Annotated in this window: 15 protein-coding genes and 1 pseudogene; 7 read left to right on the top strand and 9 right to left on the bottom strand. The window is 52.5% G+C overall.

Annotated features, from left to right (window positions below; genetic code table 11):
• Positions 1-6: 6 nt before the first annotated feature.
• Genes MBOO_RS04615 through MBOO_RS04605 form a run of 3 tightly spaced genes read left to right on the top strand, consistent with a single transcriptional unit; the run spans position 7 to position 3,911 of the window.
• On the top strand, positions 7-1,392 hold the full coding sequence (locus MBOO_RS04615; RefSeq protein WP_012106419.1) for a formylmethanofuran dehydrogenase subunit B: 1,386 nt from the start codon (positions 7-9) through the stop codon (positions 1,390-1,392).
• Positions 1,393-3,099, top strand: coding sequence for a formylmethanofuran dehydrogenase subunit A (locus tag MBOO_RS04610; protein WP_012106418.1), 1,707 nt, complete (start codon positions 1,393-1,395; stop codon positions 3,097-3,099).
• 11 nt (positions 3,100-3,110) lie between these two features.
• Positions 3,111-3,911, top strand: coding sequence for a formylmethanofuran dehydrogenase subunit C (locus MBOO_RS04605; RefSeq protein ID WP_012106417.1), 801 nt, complete (start codon positions 3,111-3,113; stop codon positions 3,909-3,911).
• Between the two features lie 226 nt (positions 3,912-4,137).
• Here MBOO_RS04605 and MBOO_RS04600 read toward each other — a convergent pair whose 3' ends face one another.
• Positions 4,138-4,506 (bottom strand): hypothetical protein, encoded by a 369-nt coding sequence (locus tag MBOO_RS04600; RefSeq protein ID WP_012106416.1) that lies wholly within the window; start codon positions 4,504-4,506, stop codon positions 4,138-4,140.
• A 154-nt stretch (positions 4,507-4,660) separates the two neighbouring features.
• Complete coding sequence (locus MBOO_RS04595; RefSeq protein ID WP_052291893.1) at positions 4,661-5,086, bottom strand: hypothetical protein; 426 nt, start codon at positions 5,084-5,086, stop codon at positions 4,661-4,663.
• Positions 5,087-5,360: 274 nt separating this feature from the next.
• Between MBOO_RS04595 and MBOO_RS04590 the strand changes: the two are divergent.
• Positions 5,361-5,537: pseudogene (locus MBOO_RS04590) on the top strand (rubredoxin); the annotation flags it as partial.
• Positions 5,538-5,767: 230 nt separating this feature from the next.
• Here the strand turns inward: MBOO_RS04590 and MBOO_RS04585 are convergent.
• Positions 5,768-5,995, bottom strand: coding sequence for a hypothetical protein (locus MBOO_RS04585; RefSeq protein WP_012106413.1), 228 nt, complete (start codon positions 5,993-5,995; stop codon positions 5,768-5,770).
• 110 nt (positions 5,996-6,105) lie between these two features.
• Positions 6,106-6,981 (bottom strand): 4Fe-4S binding protein, encoded by an 876-nt coding sequence (locus MBOO_RS04580; RefSeq protein ID WP_012106412.1) that lies wholly within the window; start codon positions 6,979-6,981, stop codon positions 6,106-6,108.
• A 100-nt stretch (positions 6,982-7,081) separates the two neighbouring features.
• Here MBOO_RS04580 and MBOO_RS04575 point away from each other — a divergent pair, with 100 nt between their 5' ends.
• Positions 7,082-7,654 carry a hypothetical protein gene (locus MBOO_RS04575; RefSeq protein ID WP_157677596.1) on the top strand — a complete coding sequence of 191 codons (573 nt, stop codon included), beginning with the start codon at positions 7,082-7,084 and terminating at the stop codon, positions 7,652-7,654.
• A gap of 900 nt (positions 7,655-8,554) precedes the next feature.
• Here the strand turns inward: MBOO_RS04575 and MBOO_RS04560 are convergent.
• Positions 8,555-9,037: a hypothetical protein gene (locus tag MBOO_RS04560; RefSeq protein ID WP_048068290.1), complete on the bottom strand. Its 483-nt coding sequence runs from the start codon at positions 9,035-9,037 to the stop codon at positions 8,555-8,557.
• A gap of 466 nt (positions 9,038-9,503) precedes the next feature.
• Here MBOO_RS04560 and MBOO_RS04555 point away from each other — a divergent pair, with 466 nt between their 5' ends.
• Both MBOO_RS04555 and MBOO_RS13370 read left to right on the top strand, forming a co-directional pair.
• Positions 9,504-10,355, top strand: coding sequence for a hypothetical protein (locus MBOO_RS04555; RefSeq protein ID WP_012106410.1), 852 nt, complete (start codon positions 9,504-9,506; stop codon positions 10,353-10,355).
• Positions 10,342-10,749 (top strand): DsrE family protein, encoded by a 408-nt coding sequence (locus MBOO_RS13370; protein ID WP_083756176.1) that lies wholly within the window; start codon positions 10,342-10,344, stop codon positions 10,747-10,749. The genes MBOO_RS04555 and MBOO_RS13370 overlap by 14 nt, the downstream gene beginning before the upstream one ends.
• Positions 10,750-10,907: 158 nt before the next feature.
• On the opposite strand, the gene MBOO_RS04545 is transcribed toward MBOO_RS13370, so the two are convergent.
• From MBOO_RS04545 to MBOO_RS04530, 4 genes are read right to left on the bottom strand one after another with little or no spacing between them, the layout of a single operon-like run.
• The gene (locus MBOO_RS04545; protein ID WP_012106408.1) at positions 10,908-12,059 is read right to left on the bottom strand and encodes a double-cubane-cluster-containing anaerobic reductase; all 1,152 of its coding nucleotides are present in this window, start codon (positions 12,057-12,059) and stop codon (positions 10,908-10,910) included.
• Positions 12,056-12,604 carry a C-GCAxxG-C-C family (seleno)protein gene (locus MBOO_RS04540; RefSeq protein ID WP_012106407.1) on the bottom strand — a complete coding sequence of 183 codons (549 nt, stop codon included), beginning with the start codon at positions 12,602-12,604 and terminating at the stop codon, positions 12,056-12,058. Before MBOO_RS04540 ends, MBOO_RS04545 begins: the two co-directional genes overlap by 4 nt.
• A gap of 25 nt (positions 12,605-12,629) precedes the next feature.
• Positions 12,630-13,379, bottom strand: coding sequence for an acyl-CoA dehydratase activase (locus MBOO_RS04535; protein WP_012106406.1), 750 nt, complete (start codon positions 13,377-13,379; stop codon positions 12,630-12,632).
• Positions 13,376-14,656: a double-cubane-cluster-containing anaerobic reductase gene (locus MBOO_RS04530; RefSeq protein WP_012106405.1), complete on the bottom strand. Its 1,281-nt coding sequence runs from the start codon at positions 14,654-14,656 to the stop codon at positions 13,376-13,378. Before MBOO_RS04530 ends, MBOO_RS04535 begins: the two co-directional genes overlap by 4 nt.
• Positions 14,657-14,671: the final 15 nt, after the last annotated feature.

The following is a 14,671-nucleotide window of genomic DNA, read 5'->3' as shown; positions in this document are numbered from 1 at the left end:
TGAGCGATGCCAAAAGAAGTTACTGATGTTATCTGTCCGTTCTGCGGAACCCTGTGTGATGATATCGTCATCACGGTATCCGATGACAACAAGACAATCCTTGGTGTCAAGAATGCATGCGCTATCGGCGCTGAAAAGTTCAACCACCAGCGCCTCCCGGGCCGGGTCAAGCGCCCGCGGATGCGACAGGCCGACGGGACCTTTAAGGAGGTTTCGTACGATGAAGCTATCGACTGGACTGCAAAGATGCTCGTGAAGTCCCGAAAGACCCTGATGTACGGCTGGGCATCCACCAGCTGCCAGGCCATGAGCGTTGGTCATGAGATCGCAGAAAAAACCGGAGCGATTGTCGACAACTGTGCAACGGTCTGCCACGGATCGTCCCTTATCGCCATCGAAGATGTAGGTGTCCCAAGCTGTACCCTCGGTGAGGTCAAGAACCGTGCGGACCGCGTTATTTTCTGGGGCTGCAACCCGGCACACGCCCACCCCCGGCATATGTCCAGGTACTCAATCTTCCCCCGCGGGTTTTTCACCGTCAAGGGCCACAAGGGCCGGAAGATCTACTGCGTTGACTGCCGGTATACCGACACGGCAAAATGTGCAGATGAGTTCATCCAGGTTGCGCAGGGATTCGATTACGAGCTCTTGAACGCATTCAGGGCTGCGGCCCGCGGCGAAACGATACCGGATACGGTAGGCGGGGTCCCAAAAGAGAAGATCCAGGAAATAATCGGGGACTTAAAGCAGGGCAGGTTCATTATCATCTTCTTTGGCATGGGACTCACCCACTCCATGGGAAGGAACCACAACATCGATATCGCCATCAACCTGACCCGTGACTTAAACGACTTCACGAAAGCCGCGATCATGGCAATGCGGGGCCACTGGAACGTTACCGGCTCCGGGCAGGTTCTCGGCTGGCAGTACGGGTTCCCGTATGCAGTTGATCTCTCACGCAGGGACCAGGCACGCCACCAGACCGGCGAGACGACATCAGTCGATCTTCTCAACCGGAACGAGGTAGAGGCCTGTTTCTATATCGCAACCGATCCGGGCGCTCACTTCCCGGTGGATGCAATGATCAGCAGTTCCAAGAAACCCACCGTCACCGTGGATCCGCACATTAACTGTACGACTGAGATCTCCGATCTCCACATCCCGGTCGCCATGGTCGGCGTCGAAGTAGAGGGTTGTGCCTATCGTATGGACAATGTCCCGATCGAAACCCGTAAAGTGGTTGATCCGCCAGAGGGTATGCTGACAGACGTTGAGCTCCTGACCAGGATCAACCAGCGCGTCGATGAGCTCATTGCCGCCGAAAGTGCGGCGAGCAAAGGAGCCAAGATCGAGCAGCATGCGGACAAAGCCATGGCCAAGGGAGGGGCGTAAATGTCTGAGTATATTATCAAGAACGGTCATGTCTTTGACCCGGTCCAGGGGATCAAAGGCGATAAAAAGGATATTGCCGTAAAAGACGGCAAGATCGTGGAAAAAGTCGGATCCTCGGCAAAGACCATCGATGCCAAGGGCAAGACCGTCATGGCAGGGGCGCTCGATATCCACTCCCATGTTGCCGGCCCCAAAGTCAATGCCGGCCGCTGGTACCGCCCGGAAGACAAACATTTCGACTCCCACAAGAAACCGGGTATCACCCGCATTGAGGGAGGCAAATCGATCCCGACGGTCTTTAAGACCGGGTACGAATACGCACGGATGGGATTTGGCTTTGTCATGGAGGCAGCAATGCCCCCGATGTACGCCCGCCATGTCCACGAAGAGATCCATGACACCCCCATCATCGATGAGGCAGCACTCCCGGTCTTCGGGAACAACTGGTTCATCCTTGAATACCTGAAAAACCAGGAGATCGAGAACGCGGCTGCGTACATTGCCTGGATCCTCCGGCAGACCAAAGGTTACGGTATCAAGTGCGTCAACCCCGGCGGCACGGAAGCATGGGCATGGGGGCTTAACTGCCTGACCATCCACGACCCGGTGCCGTACTTCGATATCACCCCGGCAGAGATCGTGACCGGCCTGATTAAGGCAAACGAGTACCTGGGTCTCCCGCACTCGATGCATGTCCACCAGAATGACCTCGGCAACCCCGGCAACTACACGGTAACGCTCGACACGCTCAAGCTTGCCGAGGGCATGAAGCCAAAGAATAACTTTGGCCGCGAGCAGGTCCTGCACTCGACCCATCTCCAGTTCCACTCCTATGGCGGAGACAGTTTCGCCAACATCTGTTCAAAGTCAAAGGAGGTCATGGACTACTTCAACAAGAACAAGAACCTCACCATGGATACGGGTAACGTCACCATGGACGAGACTACAACCATGACCGCCGATGGTCCGTTCGAGCACCACCTCCATGCCTTAAACCACCTCAAGTGGTTCAACGTGGATGTCGAACTCGAGACCGGCGCCGGCGTAGTGCCTTACATCTACAGCCCGAACGTCACGGTCAACTGTATCCAGTGGGCCATCGGCCTTGAGCTTGCACTCTTTTCAAAGGACCCGATGCGCTGCTATATCACCACCGACCACCCGAACGCCGGCCCGTTCACCCGCTACCCGCGTGTGTACTCCTGGCTCATGAGCAAGAAAGTCCGTGACGAGTTCCTGCACTCGTTCAAGACTGCAGACAAGGTTATTGATGCGACCTATATCGCAGAGATCGACCGCGAGCTTTCGCTCTACGAGCTTGCCCAGATGACCCGTGCCGGTCCCGCAATGGCGCTTGGCCTCAGGAAGGACTACGGCGGTCTTGCACCCGGCATGAACGCCGATATCGCGATCTACAACATCGACCCGGACAAGTTCCCCTCAACCGGCCCTGAGATCGAGAAGGCATTCGCAAACGTTGCCTACTTCTTCAAGGACGGCAAGATTTGTGTTGAGGAGGGCAAGGTCGTGGATATGGGCCACAAGCACACGTTCTGGGTGGATGTCAAGGTCCCGGAGAACAAGCAGGTCATTCATGACATACGGGAGAAGTTCCTCAAGTATTACAGCCTCAATGAGGGCAACTATCCCGTCCCCGAAAGCTACGCACCGCACCAGCACATCATCGCTGTGGATGCAGTTCAGTGAGGTGACAAGGAATGGAAACAATTACACTGACCGTAAAGAAAGCTCCGGAGCTCTATCTCGAATGTGAAAACTTTAACCCGGACGCCTTTGCCGGTAAGACTGCCGAACAGATCGCAAATATGCCGGTATACCAGGGTAAAGAGATGTCTACCGTTGGAGAGTATTTCACTGTTTCAGGCAGCACCGGGGCAACAGCGGCGGAAACAAAGATTGTTATCAACGGCGACTGCACGAAGATGAAATACATCGGCGCCAAGATGACCGCCGGTGAGATGCTCGTCAACTCGTCCTGCGATATGTACACCGGCAGCTGGATGAAGGGCGGGAAACTCACCGTCAACGGCGACGTCCACTCATTCTGCGGGCTTGCAATGAAGGGCGGCGAATTCACCATTAACGGCAATGCCGGAAACTACCTCGGTGCAGCCTACCGTGGGGACTGGAGAGGCATGAGCGGCGGCGTCCTGCGGGTGAAAGGAAATGCAGGCTCCGACGTTGCCAGCTGGATGACCGGCGGCACGCTGATTGTGGAGGGCGACGTGGATATCCACCTTGGCACCCACATGGAGGGCGGCAAGATCATCCTCAAGGGCAATGCAAACCGCCGTGTCGGTGGCCAGCTGGTCAAGGGCGAGATCTACGTCTTTGGCACGATGAACGTCATGATGCCCGGCTACAAGCCAGTCGGCGTAGTCGAGCTCGAGGTTGACGGCACCAAGGCAAAGTTTACCGATTACATCGGTGATCTTGGCGAGCGCCACCCCAAGAAGAAGGGAGAGACCGTCTACGGTCATCTCTACACGAAAAACTAATTTTTTTTACCAATATTTTTGCGGGGAAATGGTATCCCCACATCCCACACAAGGTTTTGGAGAGTTTTTTTTAAGGGGCAATTGTTCAGCCAGTAGTTGCCCGCGTTTTTTTTAGGAGCGAAGTATACTGCACTTGCAGTTTCCCGTTACAGAAAATACCGGTATCCGGGATAAAACAGGATACTGTCACTTGCATTTCCGGACAACCACGTCCGGGTTGTCCATCTCATCCCCGGGGGAGCCGGACCTTCATCTTTTCCCGGATCGATCCTTCGATACCCTGCATCTTCGGGATACCGGCGTTGCCCTCACCGTAATAGAAGAGCAGCAGGTGGAAATAATCCGAGGTCAGATCGAAAAATCCTTTTTTGTATCGTACTTCAACGCAGCTCTCACCGACAAATCCCCTGATGGAGATAAAATATTCCTGCTCGAAGGAGAAGTAAGGACGCTTCAGGTGAACATATTTTTTTACGGTGCCAAACACCTCAAGAAAGGAGAGGAAATCCGGGGTGAGCGGTTCGTCAAGGACAAACTCTTTCATCAGGGAACCATCGACACATACCTTGGACTGGGTCGATTTAACGATTCGCAACCGCTGTCACCCCCCAAATCTTACAGAGGGTTTGCCGGCGGGACAGGGATCCCCTTCGCCCTTTTGCTCCCATAAATAATGATTAGGTGTTTCCCGTAATAAGAAGACGCCCGGGGATGACCCGCCCCCCTGCCAAAAGAGGAGAGGGTATAGTTTACCCAAAGGAGAGCACTTTTTCTGATGACGTGACCAGAGCCAGCAGATCATCCTGCGAGTGGGGCTTGCACACCCCGGTCTCTTTCCGGTTATGTGCCTTCATGCTGGTCACGCAGGTGTAAATCTCTCCTTCTTTTTTGGTAAAAAGAAAAATCTGTTCGCGGATATTGAATGCCGTTGTTTCGATATCCTCAATCTCCACGCCGTGGTTTACCAGGAAGATCCATACACGATGCCCGTTCCTCAATGCAAGGGTACCCAGCCGGAACGCGTTAAATACCACTTCGGGATCCTTTGTTCCAAGGATGATGCCAATCTTCACCGTAATCACCTGATCGATTTTACTTTTTTTGTCGATATGGTTGGAGGAATTGCGGTCTTCTGCAAGAAACCACGGGGAGACAAACACCAGACGGTTCTGCACGGCCCCATGCAAAGCGCCAATGCACGAGACCAGCGGAACAGTTTAACGGGAAGTGTCGGATGCTTGTATGCAGAGTTTTGAAAATAGAACGGATAAACAAAAAGATATCGGCAAATTTTGCCCCGTATCCTGTTCCCGGGCAGGACAACTCTTCGTTTGACCTGATGGATCAGGGAATTTGAGGAGAGGGATTCACCTGATAATTTCAATACTCTAATAAGGGGCAAACGACAATAGAATATCTACCTGAAATCAGGACGAGCACGAGGTTATTATGATGGACAAGTATGTGTGCACAATGTGTGGTCATATCTACGACCCGGCAATAGGAGAAACCAAGGCATTCAATAACACCATCCTCGTCAACACTGACCGGATGGAAGAGTATGAGGGTAAAGTCATGGCAGCAGAGCCAATCAAGCCGGGGACTGCTTTTGCAGATCTCCCTGCGGACTGGAAATGCCCATCCTGCGGACACCCGAAATCCTACTACCGCAAGAAGGAAGTCGACACCCTTCACGCCATGCGGACGATCAGCTACTAATCAAAAAAATTGTACTCTTTTTTAACGGTTCACAGAGAAGGATTCCCGGGTTTTTCCTTGCCGGTGATGCTGGCCCGGATCTTTTGTCGGATTAAAAAAATCTAAAAAAAAGTTTCCCTTTGTCCCGTTTGCAGGTCTCACTCATACCCTGCGACTTCTATACGGGGGATCTTTCCTTCGATTGTCTCCCGGTATATACGCTCGGGGAACATTGCCCCGCTGATCGCGGCATACTGGGCATAGGAAACCGGGGCATAATACCTCCGTTCGCCACCGGGAACCACGACAATCAGCCGTTCGGTCATAATATCATATCCCAATTCCCTGATACCGTTCGAGAAATGTCTGTCCCATACAATACTCATGCACATCCTCCGGTTCACAACTTTTTACTGTTGTGAATGCCTGAAGCTCCGCACGGGGAATGATAAAGGTTGCCTCACGTTCCAAAAAAAAAGAACCGGATCGCCAGGTCCTAGCCTTCGATCATTTTTACAATTGACTTCTTGAATTCGTCGAATTCAAGTTCATCGAGCTGTTCGGGGAGCATCTGGCCGCTTGAGGCCTGCCGGTAGATCCAGTAGATGATCCGGTCAACCACCCGGATTACATCTTCCTGCGTCTTTACCGTGATGAGGTGCCTGCCAACTTTCGGATGCCGGCCCCTGCGTCCCCCGATTGTGATCCGGTACTCAGGATCCTCGGCAGAGATGAGCCTGAACGGGCAGGGAAGGATGCAGAACCCGCATTCCATGCAGAGATCCTTGTGGAGAACCACGACGCCGTCGGTTACCTCGATGGCTTTTTCCCGGCAGTAATGGGTGCAGGTCCCGCAGCCGGTGCAGAGTCCGGGATCCCGGACCGGGCGCCGGGTCCCGGTAATGCCGATCTCATTGAGGCGCTCGCTTTCGCAACCGTTCGGGCAGGATGAAATGGCAATCCGGACTTTGACCGGAAGTTCCCGGCCAAAAAATTTCCGGTCGATCTCCTGCGCGAGAGCAACACTGTCGATAATGCCGAATTTGCAGTGCCGGGTACCCAGGCACGCGGTCACGTTGACAACCTCTTCCCGCTCCGCACCAAGAGGTGTCCCGTTTCGTTCCAGGTCCCGGACAAGATCCTCAAGCCGGCTTGGGTCCACGTGCGGCAACTCCACGGTCTGGCGTGTCGTGAAGTGAAGATCGTTTATCCCGTAACGGCTCGCAATTTCCCCCAGACCCTGCATCTGTGCCGGGGTGATCATACCGGCCGGCATGCGGAGGCGGACAATACAGAAATTGGGATCACCTTCCGTAATGATCCCACCCCGGGAGTAGAGCGTCTGATTGACCGGAGAGTGCAACTGAGACATAGCTGACTAGTGCTTCGATGCTGCAATGGATAGAGGTTACGGATGTACCACGAGTGGTAAGGAACAAATACTTATGACACCCCGAAGCGAAGTATGTACCATGGTGAAGCATTCCGAATACATGGAGGCATTTTTTGGGGTGGAGCTGAACCAGAAGTTCGAGGATACGATAAACGAACTCAGGGAAGTTGAGGAGAACTTAAAAGAGCTGTCCCATGAGATCGCAAAGCTGGGTGAGACAAAAGAGGCCGAGGAACTCAGTGAATCCGTCAAGGAATGCCGGGCCGTTGCGTACGAGAATGCACAGGTGATAAAAGATGTGCGCACGTTCCTTGATTTTTATCTTAAATCCGACAAGACCTCTACCCATATTATCCTTGAACGGGATGCCTACATGAAAATTTACCAGATCTTCAAGTGGGACGGAGCGGATGTCCGGGATCTGCGGCGATGGATTGTTGATCTCAGGGAGATCTGCGACAAGATAGGGCTTAACATCCGGGATCTTCTCAACTTCAAGAAACTGACCTCGCAGCCGGTTCCCCCGGAACTGGTAAAGTTCCCGGTCTATGCCCTTGACCGGCAGGGATACTGCCTGACCGGCCCGGCGTTTGATATGGTTCTCCATATCGATGAAGTACGCGAGCAGATGGACAGCAATTCGAACGCGTAACGGTTTCTTTTCTTTGCAGGTCGGGAGCGGCGAGCCGCATCCGAACCGGACTCCGGGGTTTTTTTGAGGCGGTCAACTGTTTTCAATTAAGATTACGGATTGTCAATAAAAAATGACATGCGACGGATATCATAAGAAATAGGGAACAACCGGACACTTATTTCTCCCCGCCGTGCCCCGAGAGGGGCCCCGAGAGGGGCCCCGATGCGGGGAGGACTCGCTTTTTTTTTCAAAGGTTTTTGGTATCAACAGGGGAATCTCTTCACCCGGGAGCCCCTCGCGGCCTTACCGGAGGGCCCGGTCAGCGGATCCGGGTATTTTCCCAAAAAAAACCGGCCTCATATTACCCCCCAAAAAAGCCCGTTATCTTCAGGCAACAGACGAGTTCTTCTGGCCGAAAATCCTCCCGATGACCAGTTCATCGTCCCCTTTGTGGGCCTCGAAAAAAACGCCGCTAATTTGCACGGTTAATTTTTGTTTAAAACGGCCCATTTGACAAAAAAACAATTTAAAAGGCAAATCGTTAAATGGGTTGGCACCCTTTCCCCGGGAACTACCCGGACCCGGATCCTGCCCAAAAAATCTCCGTCGGAGAACAGATCCCCATAAAGCCTAAGTCCGGCTCAAAGACCCCCTTTATAAAAGGGGGTACCAGATCCGGGCGGTTGCAGGTGCAGGGAAACCCCCCTCCCCCCATTGGAGGGGGAACCTCAAAACACAACACACACCCGATTCTGCCGAAAGTGGGATAGCGGTGCGGCCTCGAAAAGGGCGGCGGTCGTGGTGTGGGACAGGATCGCTTTGGCCGACTCCCACGTGATATCTTATATCATATAGAATAAGTCATAGCGACAAAAATGAAAGAAAATTCTCGGTTTGTGGCATGAACTCATCAATAACTCAAAGGTATATCTGTAAAAATCCTACAGCTAGAAACCATATCCCCAAATATTGTGAGTAGATAGCTATATTGAAATACCACATTTTATCTTCAACTGCTTTTATATTTTGACTTAAACTCTTGACAATTAATGCTCTGGTCCCGTCTAATCTCTCCTCAATCGTTGATGCATGTCCTAAAACCAAATTGGAGATTTCATTTTCAGTTTTTGGCACTCCAAAACTGTAATTAAACGATTTATATCCAATGATCGCTATAATCGTGCTAGCAAGAATTGATAATGTCCCGATTACCAAAAGACCGATTCCTATAATGTTTTTTCCGCTTAAACTAGGAGCAGCTAATGCAACGATGCCAAATAAAACTCCGTTAATTGCCATAATTTGAGCAATTTTTGAATTTTGTGTATCATAATAAGCATCGATTTGAGTTTGTCTATCACTAAAATAGGTTAGGATTAATTTCTCCTCATCAGAAGTCATATTAAATATTTTATATGCTTATATTAAATTTTTTGTTCATTAAATGAAGTTCTGCTTCAATTAATAAAATGCGAAACTTAACTAAATAAATTCTGCGACATCAGGGCCGAAATTTCTTCGTGTTTTCCCCTTTCCATCAATTCACAGTTAACAATGTATTATTTTTTTTTAAACTAGCACTTTCAGAATTTTCACAAACCTTTAAGATATGCAGTATCGCAACAAAATTTAAGATTTTCAGAGACGAGTTAAGCTACAAAAAAAGTCGCAAGATGAGCGTCGAAACACTTTCATTTATTTCACATTGTGAAGTAGGAAAGAGAGTACGTTATTACCATATACCCCCTCAACAAACGTTCATTACAAACAGGACATCATTGTATACCAGTAAAAGGAAACGTCCGATGAATATCACACGGTGGATTCGTGTGTCGTAGACAGCTAACGAAATTTTATCTTCATCCGCATGACCGCACATTTTTTTCTCTTAAGGGACAGCCTCAGTCAGGAGCGGATCGGCTGGATCGATGAACTGCTGAAATTTTATTTCTTAAAACTCAATCCGCAGAGCTTCCGCCATACCACTCATTACCGGGAAGCTGCCTTCACCTTTTATTTAACCGGGGATGCCCTGTACAGTCTCCAGAACCCGGAAACTGCCGGCCTCTGGGAGAGTCTCTTTTCCCTGCCCTCGATAAAAATTGTCTGCGATCAGGAGGAACTCGCCCTCCGTGGCATTACCGTGGAACGCCTGAAGATGAAGAACCCGGATCTGGTGATCACCCACAACAGCCTGGCGCTCAACGGGAGAACCTCGTTCTGGAAAGATGTGATGAAAGATGCCCGCCAGCACGATCAGCCCATACCAAGCACCATCGGCTTTTTCCACATGACCTCCCCGTACATGTATCAGTCTTCAGAAAAACTGATGCAGGGGCTGGGCGCGGCACTCGAAACCCATGCGTCATGGGATCTCTACTGCTATCTTGACGGGATCCATGTCGGGCACCAGGGCCAAATCCCCCTGGATGCGGAAAACGTCGGGGAAGGCCTCGATGATCTGGAAGAGCGGGCCGGAAAACGGGGCCTTCACGGACAGATTATGGCAAGCGCCCGCTGTGCGGCTGCACGGGGATACTGCACCCATGAAGGGGAGAAAGAGGGCCTTGTGCCTGCCTGTATGATCAGGCCGGTCAGGATCCGCACCTTGCCTGAGATCGCTGCCCAGTTCCGCAGCAACCATATCATCCTTGGCGAAAACAGTGCCTCAGTCTCCATGAAAAAGGAGACGATCAAGCCGGGGACTGAGTTTCGATGAGAAATGGAGAGTCCCCCCGGTCAATATCCTTGTTACCCGGCATCCGTATGGATCGGAATATGCCACCGGCGCACTCAACTTTGCCCTGGCATGTACCAAAAAGGAGATCCAGACGCGTGTCATTTTCATAGAGGATGGCGTCTATGCCCTGTCAGGCGTTCATTCCTGCAATAACAAAAAGGACTGTTTCAACCTGCAGGAGGCAGTTGATGCAGCCTCGGGGAGTGAAAACCTGCAGTTCTTTTCCTATACCCCCTCGCTCCAGGCGCGGAATATGAGTAAGAACCCCAAGTTGACCGGCGTGATCCCGGTGGGACCTTCTGAACTGGGGACGCTCCTCTTCTTCCCTCCCACGGGTATCGTGGCAAACCACCAGAGGGTCCTGTTTTTCTGATACGTGCCCTCCCATAAGCCGTTTTGCGATCCGGTGCAGCCGGCTGTGATCTCTGAAGTCAAACCCTGCCAAAGCAAACCGGGGAATCAGCATTTTTTCGGGACCCCTCCAAAGTCACTTCCCTGCACGGGATAACCGGAAGACCAAAAAAAAGAGCGTTATTTCTTTGCAATCATTTCGAGGAATGCCTCGATCCGGGTCCTGATCTGCCCGATATCGCCCTGCGAATAATCGGTCTCGATCTGGATGAACGGGACATTCCCGTGAAGGGAAAGATAGTCCCCGAGAATCCGGGACTCGACGTTGTAGGTGTGGCAGCCGGTCCAGGTGATATCCACAACGCCATCTGCATGGTACTCAGGTACGAGCTTTTCCAGAAGTTCGAGCCGGCCGGTGTTCGGGCTCATGCAGGAGCAGGGAGTGGCGAGGTACTTGTCGGCAATTGCTTCGAGGGGCGACCCGCGTGTGGAAACATCGTCCAGGTACTGTTTCATGCCGGCACAGTTCTCGATATACACAACTGCAGCGCCCGATTCCTCAAGAATCCGGATGACCTTCTCGGAGCCGACACCCGTGGGAACACCGGTAACGATGATCCGCTTTGCGGTCTTTGGCGCAGGACCTTCGCCTTTTGCGGCCATGCCCTTAAGTTCGGCAATGAGACTTTTTAATTGCTTATTGAAGGTGGGGCGGTCAAAGGTGAAGTTGCGGGCCCACATCACTTTGAGCATGTCTGTGGCGGCAAGAGGCGCGGGAACCGCTGTGTTTAGGAGGGCGAGCTCCCGCATCAGGCCCCGCTGCTCGTTCATGTCGCTGATTGCAGCCCTCATCTTTTCGTCTGTGATGGTGACATGGAGGCGCTTTTCGATCTCCTCTTTGCACCGGGCCACTTCCGAGCGCCAGTACTGTTGCTGGATCTCTCCTTTTGCACTCTGCGGGAGTTCGAGCACAACCAGCGGTTTGAAGGCGCCCATCATCTCAAACATCTTTTTCTTGCCATCGCAGGTGGTCTCGCCGATGATAAATTCCGCGTTGTTAAAAAACGCACATTTCCCGGTGATGGCAAACCCGTAGGAGGATTTAAGGAGCGGGCAGAAATTCCGCGGGAGATATTTCTCGCCGTCGGCAATGGGCTCTTCTTTGGTGGAACAAAGAGTCACCGGTACCGCATCTGCGGCAACGATGAGTTCCTGCGGGGCAAAAATACAGTAGAACCCCACGAACTTCTTTCCCTGTTCGCGTACGCTTTTTATCGCCGCCGATGCATTCGGGATCACCGAATCAAAGTAATTCATCTTTTCTGCTCTCATAATGCCCCATTTCCTCTATCGTGATCGTGTCCGTACCTCACTGTTTCGGCGGGGATGCCCGTTTCACGTATAATGATCCTCGCAGTTTCCTCGGCAACTTCACCGGTCAGGGCAACACACTGCTGCATGTGTTCGGGAGACTTCAGGATCATGCCCCGGATAAGCGAACGGCAGCAGGCACACCCATGCCGGTTCACAAACCGGTCGTGGAGCTCCCGGGAGAACAAAAGACAGCGTTCAACACAGGGGTCCCGGGGATTGGTCCGGCCAAAGACCATCCCAATTACCATGACCCCGCCGGTCACGGCGCCACAGGAACAGCCGGCGCCGCCGATCCCAAGAGGAAAACCGGAAGCGAGACGGATGATTTCTTCGGGGTAGCCAAGCCCGAGCTCTTCATTGAAGGTCTTTACGATTGCCTCGGAGCAGTAGAACTGCCCGGAGCGGTAGTACTCCTCTGCGATCTTCCGGATTCCTGCAGGATCGGGTTGCTTCCCGGGGGATATTCCCACACGATCCCTGCACGGATGAAGGTCTGTCTCCATCGTACTACACAATCCTTTAAGGGAATTAACTGTTTTCCGATGCGACCAGTGCCGCACCAACCGCCCCGACAATCTGGGGATCGGGTGGGACAAAGACCGGTCTATCCGTCTCCTGTTCGAGGAGTGAACGTGCACAGCCGTTTAATGCAACGCCCCCGGCAAAAAAGATCTTTCCTGAGGGAGCAACACGTTTCAAGAGCCCCGCAGCACGGCTGATAATTGCCTTGTGGATCCCAAGGGCAACCTCGTTTCGGTCCGCACCCTGGGTAACAAGGGATACTACCTCTGACTCGGCAAAGACCGTGCACATGCTGTTGATCTTCTCTGCCCTTTTTGCGGAAAGGGCGGCAAGAGAGAACTCTTCCAGGGTAAACCCAAGCACGGTCGCCATGACCTCAAGGAACCGGCCGGTCCCGGCCGCACACCGGTCGTTCATCTCGAACTTGCACAGGTTACCGTCTTTGTCAAGGGAGATGGCCTTAGTGTCCTGGCCACCGATATCAAGGATCGATTCGCAATCGTTTGAAAAAAAGCGGGAACCCCGGACAAACGCCGTGATCTCGCTTACCACCGGGCAGTCGAGATGCCCTTTGATCAGGTGACGGCCGTATCCGGTGGCAGTGAGCCGGTCATAGTCCACTCCCTCCATGAGTTCGTGTGCGATCCCCAGAGGGTTGTGCGAGGTTGCCGACTTGCGGGAAAGGACCAGCCTGCCGTCTTCGATTACGGCAAGTTTTACCGTCCTTGATCCGATATCAATTCCCGCGTATCTCATTTCTTCTTCAGGCGTTCGTTGAAAGCCTCAATCCTTGTTTTGAGCTGGCCGGCATCTTCCTGGCTGTAATCGGTCTCCAGGCGCAGGGTCGGGATGTGTGATTTTTCCAGTTCCTTCTCTACCGGGCCGCTCTCAATGATGTAGGGCTGGCAGAACTGGAGGCTGTAGTGGATGACACCGTCAGCATGGAGTTTCTTTACCATATCTTTTACATGGCTGACCCGTGAGGGATTGGGTGTGAATACTGCACAGTCTACATTGAAATACCGGTCGGTAATGGCATCGAGCAGTTCTTCTACGGTGTTGCCCTTGATATCAGTCAGCCACCGGGTACCGCGTTCTCCCACGCAGGACTCTTCGCCCACAATAACGGCATTACTCGTCTCAATGATCATCGGGAGCTTCCAGTTCGGGACAGCCATCGGGCAGCCCGAGACAATAACACGGGTTGTTCCCTTGGGGAAGACACCCTTGTGATCTTTTACCCGCTGTTCCAGCTCGTCGCAGAGCTTGTTGACCGAGTCGGTAAACCGGACCGGGTCATCGTGGAAGAAGACCTGGTTGATAAGGAGGGCATCAAGTCCCGAGATCGGGGCCGGATCGGCGGCACGGACTGCGGCAAGCCGGATCATTGCCTTGCGCTTTGCATTGACAATCTCAATGCCTTTCCTGAGCGACTGGACGGTGATCTTCTTCCCGCTCTCCTTTTCGAGTTTTGCAATGAATTTACGGTACTCCTCTTTGAGTACCATCCTGCCAGTCTCGCTCTTTGTCTGCGGGAGATCCATAACGTAGAGGTCCTTAACAAGCGGCCTGAAGATCTCGTACGCCTTTTTCTTGCCGTCGCAGGTATTCTCTCCCACAATGACATCGCAGGATTCCACATAGGGGCAGAGTTTCCCGAGCTTGAACCCGAACATGGACTTGATAAGCGAGCAGGTGTTCCGGGGAAGCAGCGCCTCAGCCGCTTCAAAGCCCAGTTCAGCACCGGCGCACAGGCCAATTGCAACACCGTCGACTGCAAGGACGAGTTCTTCCGGGACAAAAACGCAGTACGATCCGATAACTTTCCGGCCCTCGGCCTTTGCATCCACAATCTCCTTGATCCGGAGCCCGTGGACCTCGCTCATCACAAAATCGAAGTACTTCATCCCTTCGGGCCGGTTCTTCTGGGAGAGGAAGATGTCCGTATATGCCTGTCCCAGGCCTGCAAGAAGGGCATTGTGGTTCTCTATATCGATGCCCAGTGATTTCCACATTTTTGTATAATCTGCCATGGTGTATGACCTGCC

This window comes from Methanoregula boonei 6A8 (assembly GCF_000017625.1).
Classification (GTDB): domain Archaea; phylum Halobacteriota; class Methanomicrobia; order Methanomicrobiales; family Methanospirillaceae; genus Methanoregula; species Methanoregula boonei.
The sequence above is the reverse complement of the archived record's forward strand: the minus strand, read 5'-3'. Positions and strand labels throughout refer to the sequence as shown.

What these genes read in the sequence shown, in the direction of transcription:
- MBOO_RS04580 (WP_012106412.1), bottom strand. Translation starts at nt 6,981, where the DNA reads ATGTCTCAGTTGCACTCTCCGGTCAATCAGACGCTCTACTCCCGGGGT.
- MBOO_RS04540 (WP_012106407.1), bottom strand. Translation starts at nt 12,604, where the DNA reads ATGGAGACAGACCTTCATCCGTGCAGGGATCGTGTGGGAATATCCCCC.
- MBOO_RS04605 (WP_012106417.1), top strand. Translation starts at nt 3,111, where the DNA reads ATGGAAACAATTACACTGACCGTAAAGAAAGCTCCGGAGCTCTATCTC.
- MBOO_RS04610 (WP_012106418.1), top strand. Translation starts at nt 1,393, where the DNA reads ATGTCTGAGTATATTATCAAGAACGGTCATGTCTTTGACCCGGTCCAG.
- MBOO_RS04575 (WP_157677596.1), top strand. Translation starts at nt 7,082, where the DNA reads ATGGTGAAGCATTCCGAATACATGGAGGCATTTTTTGGGGTGGAGCTG.
- MBOO_RS04585 (WP_012106413.1), bottom strand. Translation starts at nt 5,995, where the DNA reads ATGAGTATTGTATGGGACAGACATTTCTCGAACGGTATCAGGGAATTG.
- MBOO_RS04545 (WP_012106408.1), bottom strand. Translation starts at nt 12,059, where the DNA reads ATGAGAGCAGAAAAGATGAATTACTTTGATTCGGTGATCCCGAATGCA.
- MBOO_RS04530 (WP_012106405.1), bottom strand. Translation starts at nt 14,656, where the DNA reads ATGGCAGATTATACAAAAATGTGGAAATCACTGGGCATCGATATAGAG.
- MBOO_RS04615 (WP_012106419.1), top strand. Translation starts at nt 7, where the DNA reads ATGCCAAAAGAAGTTACTGATGTTATCTGTCCGTTCTGCGGAACCCTG.
- MBOO_RS04535 (WP_012106406.1), bottom strand. Translation starts at nt 13,379, where the DNA reads ATGAGATACGCGGGAATTGATATCGGATCAAGGACGGTAAAACTTGCC.
- MBOO_RS04555 (WP_012106410.1), top strand. Translation starts at nt 9,504, where the DNA reads ATGACCGCACATTTTTTTCTCTTAAGGGACAGCCTCAGTCAGGAGCGG.
- MBOO_RS04560 (WP_048068290.1), bottom strand. Translation starts at nt 9,037, where the DNA reads ATGACTTCTGATGAGGAGAAATTAATCCTAACCTATTTTAGTGATAGA.